Source organism: Pedobacter sp. 22163 (assembly GCF_052045595.1).
Classification (GTDB): Bacteria; Bacteroidota; Bacteroidia; order Sphingobacteriales; family Sphingobacteriaceae; genus Pedobacter.
The window spans coordinates 34,580-53,703 of sequence record NZ_JBQEPM010000016.1 but is presented as its reverse complement, the minus strand read 5'-3'; the positions used below and the strand labels follow the sequence as shown (position 1 = coordinate 53,703).

Genomic DNA, 19,124 nt, shown 5'->3' with positions numbered 1-19,124 from the left:
CACACAACATAGATCCTGAAACAAGTTCAGGATGACGAACCACAGAGGTGAATAATCGATATACCAGACTTAAATGATCTTATATGTCTTACATGGTAAAAAAACCGATAGAAGACTATTGTGTTAACTATATAGATCCTTCGCTACGCTACCATTGACAGATCCAGTAGAAAGTCGTCATCTCGACCGAAGCACCGCGGAGTGGAGAGATCTCTGAACTATGTTATTGAAATCAAATTTAAAGATTTCTCCGCTACGGTCGAAATGACGATACTTCTAATCGACTCAACTCTTTTACCTATCGGTTGGTGTCCCACCAACCGATACTTAATCAGCATGAACACTATGAAATAGAATCATTATCTTTTTGGTCGGCGAGACACTCACCAATAGAAAAAGATCCTGAAACAAGTTCAGGAAGACGAACCACAGAGGTGAATAATCGATATACGGAACTTAAATGATCTTATATGTCTTACATGGTAAAAAAACCGATAGATGGCATTGGATTAACGATATAGATCCTTCGCTGCGCTCAGGATGACAAATATCCTAACAAAAAAGACCAACAATCGAACACCTGTTCAACTGTTGGTCTTGTATAAGTTCTCAATTAGCAGTTTTTAGTTCTTACAATCCAAACTGTCAACTGTTAACTGCCAACCGAATTATCCTTTCATAATCGAATGGCCCATTTTATCTCTTTTGGTGGTTAAATAACGCTCGTTATGTACGTTACTTGCAATTTCAATCGGAATATTTTCTACCACTTCTAAGCCATAACCGATTAAACCTGCTCTTTTGGTTGGATTATTACTCATTAAACGCATTTTGGTAACCCCTTCTGATCTCAGAATCTGCGCACCAACACCATAATCGCGTTCGTCGCCTTTAAAACCTAATTTAATATTCGCTTCAACGGTATCGAAACCGGCATCCTGTAAGTTATACGAACGTAATTTATTAATCAGCCCGATACCTCTCCCTTCCTGGTTCATGTATACAACTATACCTTTACCTTCTTTTTCGATCATTTCTAGTGCTTTATGTAACTGCGGACCGCAATCGCAACGGCACGAACCAAAAATATCGCCCGTTACACAAGAGCTGTGTACACGTGCCAAAATAGGTTCATTGGCATTCCATTCGCCTTTAGAAATAGCTAAGTGCGTGGCATTGTTATCTAACTGCGTATAAGCCGTCATTTTAAAATCGCCCCAAGCGGTAGGTAAATCGATAGTAACCTCTTGTTTAATCAAACTATCCATGGTTAAACGGTAGGCGATTAAATCTTCGATTGATATAATTTTTAACTGGTGCTGTTCGGCAATTTTAAATAAATCAGGGAGTCTGGCCATTTCGCCATCTTCTTTTAAAATCTCTACCAATAAACCTGCAGGTTTCATGCCCGCTAAACGCGCCAAATCTACCGCAGCCTCTGTATGACCAGCACGGCGGATTACACCACCATCTTTTGCAATTAAAGGAAAAATATGTCCTGGTCTGCCCAACTCTTCAGGGTTGGTTTTAGGATTAACCAGGGCCAGCATGGTTTTAGAGCGGTCGCTTGCTGAGATCCCGGTGGTACAACCGTGTCCAACAAGATCTACGGAAACCGTGAAATTAGTTTCGTAAGCTGCCGTATTTTTACCCACCATCAGGTTCAGGTTTAACTCTTTACAACGTTCTTCTGTTAAGGGCGCACAGATTAAACCACGGCCGTAAGTCGCCATAAAATTGATGATCTCTGGCGTTGCATTTTCGGCTGCCGTTAAAAAATCACCTTCGTTCTCTCTATTCTCATCATCTACAACAATAATCACTTTACCAGCTTTTATATCTGCGATGGCCTCTTCTATTGTGTTTAATTTTGTTTGCATTTTATAAACATTATGGGGCAAATGGCGTGTAAGGTATATTAAAATCAATTTATACCACAAACAATAACCCGTACAAATGTACAACCTTATTGAGCAATATTTGGATTAAAATATCATCTGTAAGTAAAGGAAAAGACGCCTATTTTTTCTTCTTTTTAAACAGCTGGAGAAAGAGCTGTTTGTAATAATTTACATCAAACAAGGCCGAATCTACTGTGGCTTTGTAGGTTAAAAAGGCCGCCAGCGGCGATAAAACAATTACAGCAATCCACATCCCGAATATCGGGTTTAAATTACCTTCGCGTGCTGATTTTTCGGCCACTGTGGTAATAATGTGATACACCAGGAAGAAACAAATGGCTACCACCACAGGTAAGCCCATTCCCCCTTTTCTAATAATGGCCCCCAGGGGTGCACCAATAAAAAACAACAGGATACAAGATGCGGCCAGGGTAAATTTACGCTGGTACTCTACCGTAGCAAAAATAATTTCGCCGGTTAAATCAGTTTGGCGCGGTCCCCAGTTGGGCACATGTTGCATAATATTCGCCACCGTATTGTTTGCGTTATCCAGGGCCAGTTTGCGCGATCCGTTAGGGATGCTCTTTAATATTACATCATCAATCGCTTTAGGCACGGCTTTTACTTTGGTATATCCTTTAGTCACATTAAACTGCTTAAAGTTGCTGCTGAGGTTGGCAATGGTGCGCATTTTCATCGTATCCAATTGCTTGGTCAGCGAGTCGCGCTTTTTTACAATCCCTTTCAGGTTTAACATGGGTGTACTGTTTCCAAAAGCATTCGGATCGGTGGTATTGGGATCAAAAGACGACATATCGAAACGCGGTGAGGTTTCTTTAAAACGGTTCCGCGTAAAAATCTGCCTTGGGTTGTACATCCCATTTTTCGAAGCCTGTTCCTCGTACTGTATTCCATTTTTAAGGTAAAGCACCAAATACTTACCATCGGCGGTTTTATTCATTTTACCCTCTCTGGCCAGAATTACTTTCGGAATCCCGTTATTTTCACGGTGATCGTAAATCATGATATTGTGCAGCGTACCGTCTTCCTCTTTCGAATCGACACGGATGGCATAACCTGGAATGGCATTGTTAAAAACCCCTGGTTTGATCAAAAATGAAAGCTTTTTGTTTCTGACATCGTACAGCAGTGAGCCAAATTTGAGGTTGGCTTTGGGCAGCATGTAGTTGGCAAAAAAGAAAGAGGCTATGGTGAGCATCAAAATCACCACAAACAAGGGTCGCATGGCTTTCTGTAAGGAAATCCCTGCCGATTTAATGGCCACCAGCTCATAATTCTCGCCCAGCGTACCAAAAGTCATAATGGATGAAAGCAGTACAGATAATGGCAGCGCCATCGATACATTGGCGGCCGAGGCATAATACATCAGCTCCAGAATGGTGTACCATTCGAAACCTTTTCCAATTAAATCATCAATCCATTTAAACAGAAAAAACATCAATAGAATAAACATCATAACAAAAAATGTTGCTATGAATGGCTTCACAAATGCTTTTATTAATAGAAGATGTATTTTTTTCACCTTACAAAGGTAAACAATACGAAGATAATATTACGCACCCAATACGCTAATCAGATAATCGATCTGGTTATCCCAGATTAATTTTTTCTCTGCAAGAAGCTCATCGGTAGTAAAATCAGTAATCGAGAGGGCAACATCATTGGTTAGTTCGTCCTGTACAATTTCCATCTCAAAATAACATTGAGGTTCATCATCCAGCCACTTAAATTTAACCAGCTTATTTTCTTTAATGGAAACCAGTTTTGCTTTTTGCTGCTCATCGTCCCAGGTAAAAGTATATACCTGATCGCGGAAATTCACATCGTCCGCAAACCATTGCGATAAGCCGTTTGGCTCACTAATAAAACTATACAATATTCTTGGTGACGATCTAACTTCGTACTCTAGTGTAAATTTTTTCTTTTCTGCCATGTTAGTACACTACCAGGATAATTTCCGGACTATTTTTTAATATTATTTTTCTAAAGAAAGGTAATTTATTCTACATCTGCAACAATATAATTTTTATTGGTTCAAGGTGCGCGTTCAGTGGTTCATTCGCCATTGGTTCATTGGTTATTGGTGTAATAGTTCATTGGTCATTGGTTCATTAGTCAATGGTTTTTCCCTTCATTAGTTCATTTCGGAAGGCTATTTTGACGACGAACCTAGGGCGGGTAGTTAATTAACCGACTTTTAATTTCTGCTCAACATCCGCAATACTAACTAATAAAAAAAATCCGATACCTGTATGCATTATAAGATTAAGAAAAATATGCTGCATAGCTGACACTTTGTGAGGATAAAGAATACCACCAAATCTGTTATAAAAAGTGGGTGAACAGGTCTTTCACCATATAATTTTAGTCTATTTAAGTTTTCCATTGAACTTATATGAACCTAATATGTCTTATATGGTTAAGAAAGGCGGGCAATTGTTGAAATTATTTCAGTACAGGACAGGCAAAATTTGTTTACCGTTCTCTACCCCCCTTGTTTACCTTTCTCTACCTATTCTTTACCCTTTGTTTACCACTTGTTTACCCTTTCTGTACACCAAGTTAACCCCAGGGTTACCCTACGGTTACCTTTTCGTTACCCTGGCGTTACCTAATTTATTACCTAAAAGGTAAACGATTCTCGAATATCAGCTACGGAAAAAGTTACCTTGGAGATGACTTGGTAGCACCAAAGGGTAATCAATCTTTGAAACCATTAATTTTATGAGTACAAATGGCCAGCTGAAATACCTTTCGCACATGCCGTAAGCAATAGACTTGATCTATGCTAAGACCAGCAATGCGGCTAATTCTGCGGTATCCGCCGAAATGCCGCACTTTGTCGTGTTATCTACTTCTAAAAACAGCAGCCCTTAAGGTCTGAAACGACCGTTATAGTCTCCTAAAAACAATCAAATTTACTGAGCAATAAGGCTTTATAGTATTTTTCACATTTCTTTTTAATAGAATGTATATTTATTCTATATTTGCAGCTCTTAAAAATAACCACATCGATATTTACGTTATTTAGTAAATATTAAGCCCGGCGGGGTAGCTCAGATGGTTAGAGCGCAGGATTCATAACCCTGAGGTCGGCAGTTCGATCCTGCTCCCCGCTACTGATTAAAAGCTCATCGAAAGATGGGCTTTTTTTGTTTAAAGCTATTTCATTTTATCTAAGCCGAGTCGGAGACTCTTTTTTTATTGGCTCATCCGTAGAACTCCTGCGGAACTCTACGGATAGTGGGAAACAATGTGTGGTCTTCAAGCTGATTCCAGGCTGAATCTCTCATTACAAAAAAACCGAATCATCAAACATCTGGACTACTCAACACAACAAATTTGGACTTTACAACAAAATGAGTTATTCTTTTTAGACAGAACTTTGCAGTACAAAATTTAAGAAAATGACAAATTCAAACAAAGACAAAACAGTTTTAGTAACAGGCGGTTCCGGATTTATAGCAGTTCACTGCATTTTAAAATTAATGCAACAAGGCTATACTGTCAGGACAACACTTCGTTCGTTAAGCAGACAAAATGAAGTAAAAGACATGTTGAAAGTTGGTGGCATAAGTTCTTTTGAAAATCTTTCATTTATTGAAGCAAATCTTTCTGACGATAAAAATTGGAACGAGGCAGTTAAAGGTTGTGAATATGTATTACACGTTGCATCACCTACACCGGCTATTAAATTTAAGCATGAAGACGAATTAATCATCCCTGCAAAAGCTGGTGTACTGAGGGTTTTGAGCGCCTCGAGAGATGCCAGTATAAAACGGGTTGTGCTAACTTCTGCTTTCGGTGCAATTGGAATGGGACATAAAAACCGTACTACACCATACACTGAAAACGATTGGACAAACTTAAACAGCAACATTCCGCCTTACCAAAAGTCTAAAACCATTGCAGAGCAGGCTGCCTGGGAATTTATAAAAAATGAAGGAGGCAATCTTGAACTTTCTGCCATAAACCCGGTTGGTGTTATGGGTCCGGTTTTAGGAACGGATTATTCACACTCCAATCAATCCATAAGACAAATGCTCGAAGGCGAAATTAAGGCTTGTCCGAAAATTACTTCTTGTTATGTTGATGTCCGTGATGTTGCCGATTTGCACCTGCTCGCAATGACGCACCCGAAAGCAAACGGCGAAAGATTTTTAGCAACTTCAGGCGATGCCTTATCAATGTTAGATGTTGCAAGAATATTAAAACAAAGATTAGGCAAGGATGCAGCAAAGGTTCCGACCAAAGAAATTTCAAATTTTGTACTGTACCTTACCGCATTGGTTAAACCCGAACTAAAAATGTTAGTTAGTTTATTGGGTCAGTATATGCAAGCCAGTGGCGACAAGGCAAAAAAATTACTAAATTGGTCTCCCCGCACAAACGAAGAGGCGATAGTTGCGACGGCTGAAAGTTTGTTGAAATTAGGGCTAATCAAAAAATAAGAAATGAAAATAGCCATAACAGGTGCAACCGGAATGGTTGGCGAGGGCGTTTTGTTTGAATGTTTAGATAATTCGTCAGTAACAGAAGTGCTGATTATAGGCAGAAAACCCTATGATTTAACCCATCCAAAACTAGACGAGCTAATTGTAAAAGATTTTTCAGAAATCAGCAATCACTCAGAACTATTAAAAAATTATGATGGCTGTTTTTTTTGTGCAGGCGTAAGTTCAGTTGGTGAAAACGAAGATAGTTTTACCAAAAAGACCTACGACTTTGTAGTTCCATTTGCCACAGCATTACTGCAAATTAATCCGGCAATGGTTTTTATTTATGTATCCGGAAACCGCACTGACAGTACAGAAAGAGGAAAGGTAATGTGGGCAAGGGTAAAAGGAAGAACTGAAAATGCGCTGATGAAACTACCTTTTAAAGGTCAATATAATTTCCGCCCTGCAATAATGATGGGAAGCAAAGGACAAAAAAATATAAAGACGATTTATAAAATATTGGGACCATTAATAGCGCCATTTTTCCCAGCAAAAACTTTAAAACTTAAACAAGTAGGGCAGGCGATGATTAATGCTGTATCAAAAGGCTACCCAAAGCAAATTCTTGAAGTGGACGACATCATACAATTGGCAAAAAATTGATTTAAAATGAAAGAAACTGCTATATCCGCCTGCTATGTAAGCCCTTCACTATCTACAGAACAGTTTGTTCCCAATCATTGTTTTATGTACCTCATTGCAGGCACCATGCTTGCTTATGACGGCAGTAAAGAATATAAAATAAAGGCTGGAGATTATGGTTTGGCAAGGCGAAATCATTTGGCAAAATACACTAAACAGCCTGATAACGGAGCGTTTAAAAAAATCTACATTTTGTTTGAACAGGATTTTTTGAAAGAATTTCAAGAAACTTATAAATTCAAGGTGGAAGATAAAAAGACACCAGGTGGCATTATACCGTTAAAAAAAAATGCATTAGTCAAAAATTTCATCCAATCACTTACACCCTATTTCAATGAACAAGGAACAATTGACGAACAATTTTTAAATGTAAAGCGTAGTGAATTGCTTTTAATATTAATGAAAGCTAACCCCGAACTGGCAAATATTTTATTTGATTTTAGCACCCCTGAAAAAATAGACCTTGAAGCATATATGAACCGCAATTACAAATTCAACGTAAGTATAGAGCGCTTTGCCTATTTGACAGGACGTAGCTTATCCGCTTTTAAACGGGATTTTGAAAAAATATTTAATGCAACACCAAGCCACTGGTTGGTAGAAAAAAGATTGGAAGAAGCCTACCATTTAATTGACAAAAAAAACAAAAAGCCATCCGAGATCTACCTTGGCTTAGGCTTTGAGGACTTATCACATTTTTCATTTGCATTTAAAAAACTGTTTGGACATTCACCAACAAAACTAACCAAATTAAAGAAGACAAGCCGCTAATGGGATTGGGCCTTATAGGGGTCAAGAATTTTTAAATTGATTCGTGTGTTTTTAATCTTAAACAATACATTCTCTAAAGTCATCTAACTTTATTTTTATAATCTTTCTTTTTCCTATACTGGCCTTCAACTTTATTTTTTATCACTTTATCAAAATTTACCACTGCCTCACAATGCTCATAAAGTTAGACATATTGAAGCTTGACTCTACTGATTGAAAGCTCATCGAAAGATGGGCTTTTTTTGTTTAAGCGATTTCATTTTGTCTAAGCCGAGTCGGAGACTCTTTTTTATTGGCTAATCCGTAGAACTCCTGTGGAACGCTACGGATAGTGGGGAAATCGTTGGTAATACTTATAGTTATTATGATCTGGAGATTTTTAACAACATCTTTACAACAGTAAATAACGCCTTCTAAATTATGGAGCAAATAACTTGGCTAGCAATTGCCTCAACGGTGCCGATTGACTATGAATCAGAAACGTTTTACTATGATGCTAAAGAAAAAGAGTTTTTCATCTTAGGGATGTTAGACTACTTACTTATTGGCGATCATGGTGGGTTCGAATTCGAGTATAGCGAAGAAGAATGTATAAGATTGGTAGACAAGATACAGAGGATTGACAACCAAGATCCAACCCTGATTGAGATACCAGTATTAACTATTGTGGAAAGAATTAGCTTTCAACAGCGTTTTGTAAATGAACATACAAGTGGTGAGGTGCAAAATCAACTACTTGAAATCGTAAGCAAACAAAGCTATGAACACCAATTGATCCTTGATTCAGCTATTCCGCCAGAATCATTCGACAATTTACTGGGTACGTGGGAAGAAACCAAGTTTAGGCTGGCGCAAACAATAGCACTCCAATTTGAGCAAGCATACGGAGTTAATCTCAAAGAGGTGTCGATTTGGAGGATTGATAAACCCAGAGGGGTTAAGAAACTAGCGCCGATAAAAGCAACTGCTACTACCAAGGTTAAACCTTGGTGGAACCATTAGATCAGCATCACTTTGAGATAAAAGAGATTAAAAGAAAATAGCAATAGCTGCCCATTTCCAAAAAATACAAAACCTAAGTAGAATATCATCTGAAATTCATCCATTCTTTGCTAAATAATTTTTGCACTCAATATTATTTACGCATCCACAACGAAAGGACAGGTATGGAGTTCCTTTCTTGGCCAGACTTGCTGGATGAAAGGGTTTTAACTCGTTATTTAAACTTAACACAGATCAGAACAGTTGTCATCGTGAATAAAGAATTATGATTTATGTATGCTGCACGAATAGATAATTAATTAAAATCCTGCGGAATAAGGTTTTAAACCGAATCCTTTCCATTGAGCAAAAAAAATGCAGGCGACATCCGTCAACCTGCATTGTCATCATTAACTATTAACTTTCTTACCTGGATTTCTTTTCAAAGATCTCTTTGACCTTTGCCTCTAATGCCGGGCCGCGAAGGTCTTTGGCGATAATTTTTCCGCTTGGATCGATCAAAAAATTCATCGGAATAGCCTTTACATCGTACTGGGCTGCTGCTGCGTTTTCCCATCCTTTCAGATCTGCAACCTGTTTCCAGGTCAATTTATCATCCGCGATGGCCTTAAGCCATTTCGCTTTGTCCGCTGCCTTATCGAGTGATACCCCCAAAACCTCGAATCCTTTCGATTTATACTGTTCATATACCCTTAGCAGATTCGGATTTTCTCTTCTGCATGGCGCACACCAGGAAGCCCAGAAGTCGATCAGCACATATTTTCCTCTATAATCTGAGAGTTTGACCATTTTACCGTCCACATCGGGCTGGGTAAAATTTTGTGCCTCCACTCCTTCCTGCGTTTTCTTGAAGGCAGCGATTCGCTCACTAACCTGCTTACCGAAATAAGAATTCCTAAGCTCCGGAGAAATAGTTGCAAAGATTTTCTCCATCTTTATTGCATCGAAACCTGGGCTTAGCGTAGAATTAAGTGCCATTAATGCCATATATTTGGAAGGGTTTTGCTTGACATAATTAATCTTCGCCTCGAAAATTTCTTTCTCTATTGCTCTAGCCCTATTTTCCAGATCAAGGATATAAGTTTTGTCCTGTTTTTTAGCTTCAGGCTGGTCGGTATATTCTTTGTTCAATGCTTGCAGTTTTCCGTAAATAGGACTCAAAAGCCCGTCAACTCTTTTGCTTTCATCAGTTAAAGCAGAGCCTTTAATTACAGCTGTCCGTATCGAATCTCTTCCGGTAATGGTTATGTTCTCATTTCCCAAAATAATAGGCATGCCATCAATTTTGATTCTTCTGCCAGGTGTATCTATTGAATTGTCATGCTTTAAGCGTAGGGTTGCTTCCATGGGTGAGGGAACCGAGCCTTTAAAAGAGAAAGCCCCATTGACCAAAACTGCTGAATCTAATTTTTCGGCCCCTTCCAGTTTAATTAAAAGAAAGGCTTTGGCCGGTTTACCTAACTTCCCGATCTGGCCTTTTATAGTATAACCGGTTTGCGCAGAGGCGACAAAAGTGCTCATCGCGATTGTTGCTGCTAATAATATTTTTTTCATGATTTTTAGGTTTATTTTTTTGTGCTTTTAGCTGGAAGAGCTGGTTTATTTGAGGGCTTTGCAGATAAGAACTGATTATAGTTTGTTTGATTATTTAAGATCTCGAGTGCTGTAGCAAATGTAGTACTGGCCTGGTTCCGAACACGCAGTGCATAGCCTTTACCCAGGTAAAGCATATCGGCCATTTCAGCTTTTAGTTCGACGGAGACGGTTTTTCTAGCTACCCTATCTGTTGCAGGTGGGAGTTTAATCCCCTGTTTGGCAGCGCCAGTAAGAATTTCATCAATCATTTGCCCATCTACATTAAAAGAATTGTCAAATGCCTCGAAGTCCGTAAACTTCTTTACTAAGTTTTGTCGGTTCTGCTGCACGTAATTGAAAGCTGCCTGGGTAACCCGTCCACTGTTCATTAGTTTATTCAGCCATCCACTATATAGAGCAGTATCGATTGGTATAAACTTATCGGGCATAATACCACCGCCACCGTAAACAGTTCTTTTATTGAGGAGCGTGGTATGTTTTAAAGAATCGGGAAAGTTGACATGTCCGCCTTGGGTAAGTTCACCAGAGGCCATACGCCTGTTGAAATCTTCAAAATAATCGGTTTTTCCCTTGACATAAGGCTTCTGAATGGATCTACCTGACGGGGTAAAATATCGTGCTGCTGTCAATCTGATTACCGAGCCATCGCTTAACTCAAGTCCTTTTTGCATCAAACCCTTGCCAAAACTCCTTCTACCGACTACTACCGCCCTGTCCCAGTCTTGTAAGGCGCCTGTTAAAATTTCGCTTGACGATGCAGTAGATTCATCAATTAAAACTACCAGATCGCCCGTCATGAACTGTCCGAAACCACCGGTTAAATAATGATCCCTTACTCCGGAGTTGGTTACCGAATAAAAAACCATTTTATCTTTGGGCAAAAATTCATCTGCTACGCCAATAGCTGCCTCCACCAGGCCACCTCCATTAGACTGCAGATCTAGAATTAATTTGGTCATCCCGAGAGCTTTTAGCTTCTTGAGCGCAGCATCCATCTCCCTGCGGGTTGACTGGCTGAAAATAGCGAGCGAGATATAGCCCACATTTTTGCTGACCATGTAACTTGCATTGATCGAGAGATCGGCGATCTGTTCACGCATAACCACAAAATCAAGGGGTTGGGACTGAGATCTCCGGATAATATTTAAGCTAACTGACTTTCCTTTTTCTCCCCGCAACATCCGCATCACTTCCTGGTTTTTTAAACCTTTGCCAAAAATAGACTTTCCATCAACCTTGCTGATCTGGTCTCCCACCTGCAAACCGGCTCTGGCAGCCGGGCCATCGGGGTTAATACCGGTAATAAAGGTACTATCGGCCACCATAGCAAAGGAAATACCGATACCGGCGAAACTACCTGTCATCTGCTCGTTCATGGCTTCAATCTCTTCGCGGCTGATATAACTGGAGTGCGGATCGAGACTGCCCAACATCGCTTTGATTGCCGCATCGACAACCTGCTCATCGTTTACCGGATCCACGTAATTATCCTGAATGAGTTTAAGGGCATCCTGGAGTTTTATTTTCGGATTCATTTGTGCCCTAGCGGACACAACGATCAGAAAAGCGAATAAACAGGATACTAATATGTTTTTTTTCATTTGATTTATTTTTCTGCTTTTAATATTTCAATTGCTGTTGCCAGTTCATCTCTTAGCTGGCTTGGACTGCCTGAGTAGCCCTCCGAGCTATAGCGGACCAGCCCGTTCTTAATGATAATTTTTCTGGGGATTGCCGATGATTTGAACAAGGGTGCCAGGCTTCTAAACACCTGATCCTGCTCGCCCTTAGGGCCCACTGCATCATGCAAAAGGTTAAAACGATAATTTTGCTCACGGATGTAGTTAACGGACTTTGTTTTATAATCGCCAAATTGCATCGTACCAATCATGTACACAGCAACTTTTGGATCTTTTGCGTACTGATCTACCAGAAGCTGCATGCCTGGAAAAGCCTCAATGCATGGTCTGCACCAGGTGGCCCAGAAGTCGATAACCACAATCTGGTTTGCCCAATCTTTAGAACTAACCATTTTGCCATTGGCATTTTCCAGACTGAATGGAATGAGCGGATAGTTTACCATATTCGCCAGCACATGTGCCCGCATTTCATTTCGCTTATCGGCGGGTGTTAGTTTCGAAAGGTATTGCTCATAACCATCTTCTTTACCATTATGTTCGCTTTTGTAAACCTCTTTAAGTTTTATAAACATAATTGGTGTTACTGCATTTGCAGACACACTTGATTCCAGCAATGGTTTTATCGCTTTGCTATCGTTCAGTTTTTCCAAAATATTAAGGTGTAAAGCATTTAAATCGGCATTGCCAAAGGCTCCATTATCAGATAAGTATTTGAAATATTTTAGCGCCCCAGCATAATCACCTTGCGCATTTGCAAAATAGATATGCGTAAACAGCCTGTCATCGATTTGCTTATCGGCATTTTGCTGCGCTTTCTCCAGGTCATTCTCGAAATCGATTAAATAAGATTTATCTTTTTGTCTTTCCAGCAGGTAAGGAATAATTACGCTACTTAAACGGTAAAATAATTTCTGATCGCCAGTACCCCTCAATTGTCCTCTGGTTAAATTCCAGCGATATATTTCGTTGGCAGTCTTAAAGTCTATATCCTTAAAAAGCCCTATAAATTTTTCGTTTTGGCCGCTTTCGAAATATTGTGTCCCCAAGCCTCTAAATATGGTATAATATATATAAGACATGCCATCCGGTGCTTTCTTCCATTCCAGATAAGGAAAAGCTTTGAGAAAATCTTCTGCTCCGGTTTCGAAATCCTTTCCATATTTACCTTCAGTATTTTTTCTGTAAACTAAGAACCTAGCCGTGCTGCTTTTTGGATAATTCTTAAAAACCAGGGCTTCTACTGTTGCCAACCCCTTTTCATTTTTCAACTTGCTGTAATAGCGTTGTACCTGGGATAAAAATTGCTCGGAAAAGTCTCCCTTTTTTAGCTCACGGCTTATCAGATCTTCAGCAAAAAGGCTGAAATCACCAGCGGACATAGTGAGCTGCTTAAGGTCTAAATAATTGAACAAAAGCTGCCTTGGTATTTGTTTCGAGAGCTTTTCTTCTTTTTGCAGCAGGGAATCGATCACTTTTTTATCCTTTGATGGATTAACAAAACTATTCAGCATCCAATTGCGAGTTAAACCCGTCCTCAAAGCAGCTTCTGCCAGGTAGGAACCCGGAACTGTTTTCTCTTTAGTGTTTACAACCTGATGGAAAAAACCCTGTCCGTTTTGATTGTCAACTGCCTCTGGCTTTTCCAAATCGCCCTGGTAAAATTTCAGCGCAATAAATGATGCGTGATCTGGAAGCTGACAACTTCCTAACCAGCTTCCGTTTTTTTTCTCCAAGGAAATTGGACTCGTATGCCATTTGTCATCGCTGTAAACTGCAACCAGTGCTTTAGGCTCATCACTGAATTCAAGATCGCCACCTTTGGGTTGGTATTCAAAGCTGGTTCTCTTGCTTTGCTTTAGTGTTTCAGGCTGCCAAACTAATGTTTGTGCAGCTAACTGCTGGCCGAAAAAAGGCCAAAGCAGTAGCACACATTTTGTAAAAAAATGTTTTTTCATGGATTGATTTTTCTATCTGGGATTTTGCTCCAGTTCGGGATTTAAAAGAATATATTTATCTCCAACAGGGTATAAATAAAGGTTACTATTAGGTTGTAAAGTGTAATTAACACCCTTAAAACTGCGGTTTTTCGTCAGGGCAAATTCACTGTCCTGATTTAGTCGTTTCTGATCAAACCAGCGCATGCCTGTTCCGAAAAACTCCCTTCTTTTTTCTTCAACAATTATCCTAAGTGCATCACTTGCATTTGCAGCTGATAACGCAAGATAATTAGCTGTTGTAAAGCGTTTTACCCTCAAACCATTAACAATATTCATCGCATCGGTGGTTTTTCCGGCCCTGGCTAAACATTCTGCTTTGATCAGCATCATTTCAGGCACAGTCGGACCATTATTGATTACAAATTCGTTGATGAGGTACCTGCAGGAGGCCCTGCCGGCAAATGAACTGCTAAATTGCGAACCAAACCGGCTTCTAACGTCTGAAAATAGTTTATATCGCAGGTCGGTCGTGCCTAACGATGCAAGTAGATCGCTACTCAACGAAATGGCAGGATAAACAACGCTTGAAATCTTCGAAAATATGATTTCCGGATTGGACAATCTCACCGGAATTGTGCCCGGCGCACTCTCATAAGCTTTCAGATCTAGCAAAGCACTTTGTAATGCTAAAGCACTATCGGCATACAAAGCTGCATTATTAAAATCCCGCATGTTCAGATATGTCTTGGCAAATATGGCATATGCCGATACCTTAGAAGGGCGCACATTGTAATCGGCAATTGCAGGCAAGCGGCTTATTGAAGTGCTTAAATCTTTCAAAATCAACGCATAAACCGCCGCAATTGATGTTCTGTTTAGCTTGGTATACAAACTAGGAGTAGTTAGAAGCGGAATGCCTAAATCTGTTGACGCTGTTGCAGCATTATATTGCTTACCATACATGTTTACCAATATGAGATAGGCATAAGCTCGATGAACCAGGGCTTCTGCATATATTCTCTGCTTTTCAGCCTCTGTTCCATCCTGTGAAGTTAATACGCCTTCCAACACTTCGTTACATACGTAAATGGTTTTATATTGCTTTTCCCAGTCGCCATCACTTTGGCTTTCTGAAGTATATTTAGGTGCCCAGCTATACACGTTACCCAGGATGTCTCCAAGTGAATTTTGCCTCGTAGCATCTGTAATTTCCGTATCATCGCCTGATAATATCGGGTAAGAAAAAGTACCTTCCAACACGTTATTATTGTTCATCGTGTTTCTAAAATCGGAAGTGTATTTTAATGTTCTGATTGAAAGCTGATCAATCTCTACATATTTTCTACAGCTTGCCAAAGCAATTACCAAAGCAAACCATATTATTGAATATCTTTTTTTCATGTTAATTATAGCGTTGCATTAATTCCAAAAACATAACTAGGCGTAGGTGTTACGCTACCAAAACTTCCGGTATTAATAAATTCGGGATCTATTCCATCTTTATTTGCCCGCCACACAATACCCAGATTTCTAACATTTGCCGAAAGTGAGACAGATTTAACAAGGTTGCGCGGCAGGAAACGTTGCGGAACACTATAAGCCAGCGAAACCTGCTGTAAACGGATGTTATCTGCATTTCTAACCAAAGCATCCGAAAAACGATAGCGGTTAACACTGTTGAAATTTACACCTGTTATACCCGGAACATCAGTAAAGGCTTCATCACCAGGTTTTCGCCATCGGTCAGCCAGTTCTCCCTGTCTTCCCAAAACACCAGAGTAGGCAAAATCTGAAGTTGTAGGATAATTGGTTACTGCATTTTTTAAGAAAACATGGCCGAAATAACCTACAAATCTCACCCCTAACTCTAACTGGCCGTACCTGAAGTTTTGATTAAGACCTGTTGTGTAAGGGGCATACCTCCTACCCACATAAACCAGATCTTCTTTGGTAAATGCATTGGTTAGGTTGGTGGTATTGCTAATGATGTTATTGTTTCGATCGTAAATCTGAGATTGCCCCTTATTGTCTAGCCCCGCCCAGCGGTATGTATACAAACTCCCTAAAGGCATGCCTTCAATTGTAGCTGTGGTTCCAGCAATATTACTGGCATTATTGGAGTACCTGAGGTCAGTCACTTTGTTGGTATTATACCCGAAGTTCAACACCGATTTCCAGCTAAATTTTCCGGCCCTGATCATTTCGCCATTTATCGAAAACTCATAACCGTTGCCACTTAAAGTTCCGCTATTGAAAAAGAGGCTCGACCAGCCATAGGTTGCATTGTAGGCAAAGGATGCCAAAATACCGGTTGTTCTTTTGGTATAAACGTCAAAACTTCCATTTAACCTGCCTTTAAAAAACCCGAAATCGATCCCCAGGTTTACCATTTTTGTGGTTTCCCAGCCCAGATCAGAATTGGCTGGATTATCGATAGTAGCTACAGACTGATTGGTCCTGCTATCGGTTCCTGAAACATTAATGATAGCCACATTTGTACCAGCCAGTGGTACTACCCCACTTGTTCCTAATGTTGCACGAACGCTAAAAGCGTCCAGCCATTTTAAGTCCTGAAAAAATGCTTCCTTGTTCGCATTCCACCTTAAACCAAGCGACCAGAAAGGCACAGCCCTTTTGCTCCTGTCAATTCCTAATAAGGTATAATCATCAAAACGTACACTACCGGTAACAAAATATTTGTCATCGAAACTGTAAGAAGCATTACTGTAATAAGATAAAAATCTTTTACGGTAACTGATCAGACTGCTCAAATTTGCCCCTAGCGATTGGCTATAGCCGTACATGGTTGGGTATTGTTGTGTAGGATTAACGGTTGCAATTGTTCGCGTGTCTGCATTGTACCCATACCTGGTTTCGGAAGTATTATCCGACTGGGTTTCCCGTATTTCGGCACCTGCCAGGATATTAAACTGGTGCTTTCCATTGATTGTAAAATCAGAATTCAACTGACTTCTAAGTGAGGTTTCTGAAGACGTATTTCCGTAGGTGATGTAACGCCCGCCGTAGTTAACCGTGTTTGATGCTTTCCCGTTGGTAAGTACGGTATAGGTATTTACCAATATTCTTCCTGCGTAGCTATTTAACTCATCCAGTGAATAGGTGCTACCAAACTGGCGCTGATTGGATATGGAAACATCTGCGTTTAACCATTTAGCAATCTTTCCGTTTAGTCCCGCACTCATTCTAAGTATATTGTTTTTTGCAACAGAATTTGAATAATTCAATTCATCAAGGGTATTGTAGGTAAAAGGCAGATAACCCTGAGCAACCATTGTATTGGCCAAAGCGTCTCCAATGATGATATTTCGGCCAATGCTATTTCCCTTGGCATCAACCAAGAGTTCATAAGGACGGAGTGCTGTTGTACTAACAGAAAGCGCATTTACTGCCGCTGCATTGTATTGCGACTTGGAGTACTGATAATTAAACAATGCCCTTAATGTTATTTTCTTGTTAAAAAAATCGGTAGATGTATTCGCGTTTACAAAAGCATTCTCACCAAAGTTACTTTTATAAATCGGGGTGTCTTTAGTGTAGTTCCCGGATATGTAGTAGGTAGTGGATTCTGACCCGCCTGAATATGAAAGATTATACTGGTGGTTAACGGCATTTTGCAATAAATATTTTTCAATTTGTGCCATTCCATCTCTTGAACCGATTTCTGCCAATGCAGCATCACGCTGTGCAACGGTAGCTGTACCACGTTTAACCCTAAACATCCATTCGGTAGCTTCGCTATTGTTAGGGGTATAAATTGCGTTAGCAGGTGATGCTGAGGCAGGGTCTACCAGTAATCCTTTATCTACCATCTCCTGCTCCAAATCAATGTACTGAGCACTGTTCATCCAGTGCAGATCTGCAATGGAAGGATTTTTTGAAATGCCGAAAATGTAGCTAACATTCAATGAGGGAGCAACTTTTTTACCCTTTTTAGTTTCGATAACAATTACACCATTTGCAGCCCGTGAGCCCCATATCGAGGTTGCGGAGGCATCTTTAAGAAACGTAATTTGTTCAATATCTGCAATATTGATATTGCTGATTATCGAATTGCCAAAAGCATTACCGCCCACTTGTTTAGTGAGCGTTGCGGCATCACTGGCATTCATTAAAGGAAAACCATCCAGCACAATCAGGGGAAATCCGATCCCACCCGCATAATTATTCACACCGCGGATTTGTACGCTGTTGCCTTTAACGTCGAATTTTACGCCAGCTACCTGCCCCTCCAACCGTTCCATAATATTTATTGCCGGGTTGGCTTCAAGTTCTTTGCTGGTAATAACCGTATAAGCACCTGCAACTCGTTCTTTACTTATTTTCTGATAACCGTTCGATACCACAGAAATTTCATCCAGAACTGCAGTTGCCTGACGCAGCGTAACGTAATAACTAATCGTTTTCCTGTCTACAAAAATTTCTTCTCCTTTAAAGCCCAAATAATTAATCTGTAATACATAACCGTTAGCGGGAACATCTTTTATGATTAAATCTCCTGATTTATCGGTAGTATGCATCTTATTGATGGTTTTATTGTAAACATTGGCTCCCGGGAGCGGCCTGCCCGATGAATCCCTTACCATTATCTTTACATCAATATCTTTAATAATATCAACCAGTTTATCAGCAACAGTTCTTTCTGTAATCACAATGGTTTTACCATCAACGGCAAAGGTAAGGCCCTGGTTTGTTAATGATTTTTGAACAGCCTCCAATACATTAACCTGCTTTACATTAATGGAAACTGGCTTAGCGTCAAGAATGATGCTGAGGTCGTAAATCATATCGTAACCGCTTTGTTTGCGAATCTCTTTCAGCACACGTTCCAACGGCGCGTTCTTTTCAACTATGGAAACCTTTTGTGCCCTGGTTGATGCACTTAATTGCATGAGCGCCAACAGAAGAATCGCAGCAGTTAGTCGCATAATGAGTAGCAGTTTACGGAGCTGCCTGTATGGCAGCCCGAGTGAAGTAAAATTTTTATACATTTGTTTGTTTGGTTATTGCATATGGCCCGGGCTTCGAAATCAGGACCTTATGCGGTTATTAGTTGATTGATTATGTCGACTACCAAATTATCCAGGGGTGCCGCCA

12 protein-coding genes and 1 tRNA gene are annotated in these 19,124 nt (G+C 40.0%); 5 read left to right on the top strand and 8 right to left on the bottom strand.

All coding sequences use genetic code 11. From position 1 onward, the window contains the following. Window positions 1-668: 668 nt before the first annotated feature. The 3 genes from ACTJKN_RS26625 to ACTJKN_RS26615 all read right to left on the bottom strand — a co-directional run bounded on the left by ACTJKN_RS26625 (window position 669) and on the right by ACTJKN_RS26615 (window position 3,855). Window positions 669-1,880 (bottom strand): bifunctional 3,4-dihydroxy-2-butanone-4-phosphate synthase/GTP cyclohydrolase II, encoded by a 1,212-nt coding sequence (locus tag ACTJKN_RS26625; RefSeq protein ID WP_440828654.1) that lies wholly within the window; start codon window positions 1,878-1,880, stop codon window positions 669-671. A 139-nt stretch (window positions 1,881-2,019) separates the two neighbouring features. Beyond that, complete coding sequence (locus ACTJKN_RS26620) at window positions 2,020-3,444, bottom strand: LptF/LptG family permease (RefSeq protein WP_440828653.1); 1,425 nt, start codon at window positions 3,442-3,444, stop codon at window positions 2,020-2,022. 30 nt (window positions 3,445-3,474) lie between these two features. Continuing rightward, entirely contained in the window at window positions 3,475-3,855 is a 381-nt protein-coding gene (locus tag ACTJKN_RS26615; RefSeq protein WP_029278206.1) for an START-like domain-containing protein, read from the bottom strand. 1,112 nt (window positions 3,856-4,967) lie between these two features. On the opposite strand from ACTJKN_RS26615, the gene ACTJKN_RS26610 reads away from it, so the two are divergent. The 5 genes from ACTJKN_RS26610 (at window position 4,968) to ACTJKN_RS26590 (ending at window position 8,836) form a co-directional block, all read left to right on the top strand. Beyond that, a tRNA-Met gene (locus ACTJKN_RS26610) sits at window positions 4,968-5,041 on the top strand. A 288-nt stretch (window positions 5,042-5,329) separates the two neighbouring features. After that, the gene (locus ACTJKN_RS26605; RefSeq protein ID WP_440828652.1) at window positions 5,330-6,373 is read left to right on the top strand and encodes an NAD-dependent epimerase/dehydratase family protein; all 1,044 of its coding nucleotides are present in this window, start codon (window positions 5,330-5,332) and stop codon (window positions 6,371-6,373) included. A 3-nt stretch (window positions 6,374-6,376) separates the two neighbouring features. Then, the gene (locus ACTJKN_RS26600) at window positions 6,377-7,024 is read left to right on the top strand and encodes an NAD-dependent epimerase/dehydratase family protein (RefSeq protein ID WP_440828651.1); all 648 of its coding nucleotides are present in this window, start codon (window positions 6,377-6,379) and stop codon (window positions 7,022-7,024) included. Between the two features lie 6 nt (window positions 7,025-7,030). Beyond that, on the top strand, window positions 7,031-7,834 hold the full coding sequence (locus ACTJKN_RS26595; protein WP_440828650.1) for a helix-turn-helix domain-containing protein: 804 nt from the start codon (window positions 7,031-7,033) through the stop codon (window positions 7,832-7,834). Window positions 7,835-8,254: 420 nt separating this feature from the next. After that, window positions 8,255-8,836, top strand: a complete 582-nt coding sequence (locus ACTJKN_RS26590) for a hypothetical protein (RefSeq protein ID WP_440828649.1) — start codon at window positions 8,255-8,257, stop codon at window positions 8,834-8,836. A 405-nt stretch (window positions 8,837-9,241) separates the two neighbouring features. Here the strand turns inward: ACTJKN_RS26590 and ACTJKN_RS26585 are convergent, their stop codons facing one another. Genes ACTJKN_RS26585 through ACTJKN_RS26565 form a run of 5 tightly spaced genes read right to left on the bottom strand, consistent with a single transcriptional unit; the run spans window position 9,242 to window position 19,018 of the window. After that, window positions 9,242-10,390, bottom strand: coding sequence for a redoxin domain-containing protein (locus tag ACTJKN_RS26585; RefSeq protein ID WP_440828648.1), 1,149 nt, complete (start codon window positions 10,388-10,390; stop codon window positions 9,242-9,244). An 11-nt stretch (window positions 10,391-10,401) separates the two neighbouring features. Next, window positions 10,402-12,033 carry a S41 family peptidase gene (locus ACTJKN_RS26580; RefSeq protein WP_440828647.1) on the bottom strand — a complete coding sequence of 544 codons (1,632 nt, stop codon included), beginning with the start codon at window positions 12,031-12,033 and terminating at the stop codon, window positions 10,402-10,404. A gap of 5 nt (window positions 12,034-12,038) precedes the next feature. Beyond that, a complete protein-coding gene (locus tag ACTJKN_RS26575) occupies window positions 12,039-14,027 on the bottom strand; it encodes a TlpA family protein disulfide reductase (protein ID WP_440828646.1) in 1,989 nt (662 codons plus the stop codon). A 12-nt stretch (window positions 14,028-14,039) separates the two neighbouring features. Next, complete coding sequence (locus tag ACTJKN_RS26570; protein WP_440828645.1) at window positions 14,040-15,410, bottom strand: RagB/SusD family nutrient uptake outer membrane protein; 1,371 nt, start codon at window positions 15,408-15,410, stop codon at window positions 14,040-14,042. A gap of 5 nt (window positions 15,411-15,415) precedes the next feature. Next, window positions 15,416-19,018, bottom strand: a complete 3,603-nt coding sequence (locus tag ACTJKN_RS26565) for a SusC/RagA family TonB-linked outer membrane protein (protein WP_440828644.1) — start codon at window positions 19,016-19,018, stop codon at window positions 15,416-15,418. Between the last annotated feature and the right edge of the window lie 106 nt (window positions 19,019-19,124).

Excerpts from the sequence above, each read along its gene's own strand:
- ACTJKN_RS26625 (WP_440828654.1), bottom strand. The coding sequence starts at position 1,880 with ATGCAAACAAAATTAAACACAATAGAAGAGGCCATCGCAGATATAAAA.
- ACTJKN_RS26615 (WP_029278206.1), bottom strand. The coding sequence starts at position 3,855 with ATGGCAGAAAAGAAAAAATTTACACTAGAGTACGAAGTTAGATCGTCA.
- ACTJKN_RS26605 (WP_440828652.1), top strand. The coding sequence starts at position 5,330 with ATGACAAATTCAAACAAAGACAAAACAGTTTTAGTAACAGGCGGTTCC.
- ACTJKN_RS26600 (WP_440828651.1), top strand. The coding sequence starts at position 6,377 with ATGAAAATAGCCATAACAGGTGCAACCGGAATGGTTGGCGAGGGCGTT.
- ACTJKN_RS26595 (WP_440828650.1), top strand. The coding sequence starts at position 7,031 with ATGAAAGAAACTGCTATATCCGCCTGCTATGTAAGCCCTTCACTATCT.
- ACTJKN_RS26590 (WP_440828649.1), top strand. The coding sequence starts at position 8,255 with ATGGAGCAAATAACTTGGCTAGCAATTGCCTCAACGGTGCCGATTGAC.
- ACTJKN_RS26585 (WP_440828648.1), bottom strand. The coding sequence starts at position 10,390 with ATGAAAAAAATATTATTAGCAGCAACAATCGCGATGAGCACTTTTGTC.
- ACTJKN_RS26580 (WP_440828647.1), bottom strand. The coding sequence starts at position 12,033 with ATGAAAAAAAACATATTAGTATCCTGTTTATTCGCTTTTCTGATCGTT.
- ACTJKN_RS26575 (WP_440828646.1), bottom strand. The coding sequence starts at position 14,027 with ATGAAAAAACATTTTTTTACAAAATGTGTGCTACTGCTTTGGCCTTTT.
- ACTJKN_RS26570 (WP_440828645.1), bottom strand. The coding sequence starts at position 15,410 with ATGAAAAAAAGATATTCAATAATATGGTTTGCTTTGGTAATTGCTTTG.
- ACTJKN_RS26565 (WP_440828644.1), bottom strand. The coding sequence starts at position 19,018 with ATGTATAAAAATTTTACTTCACTCGGGCTGCCATACAGGCAGCTCCGT.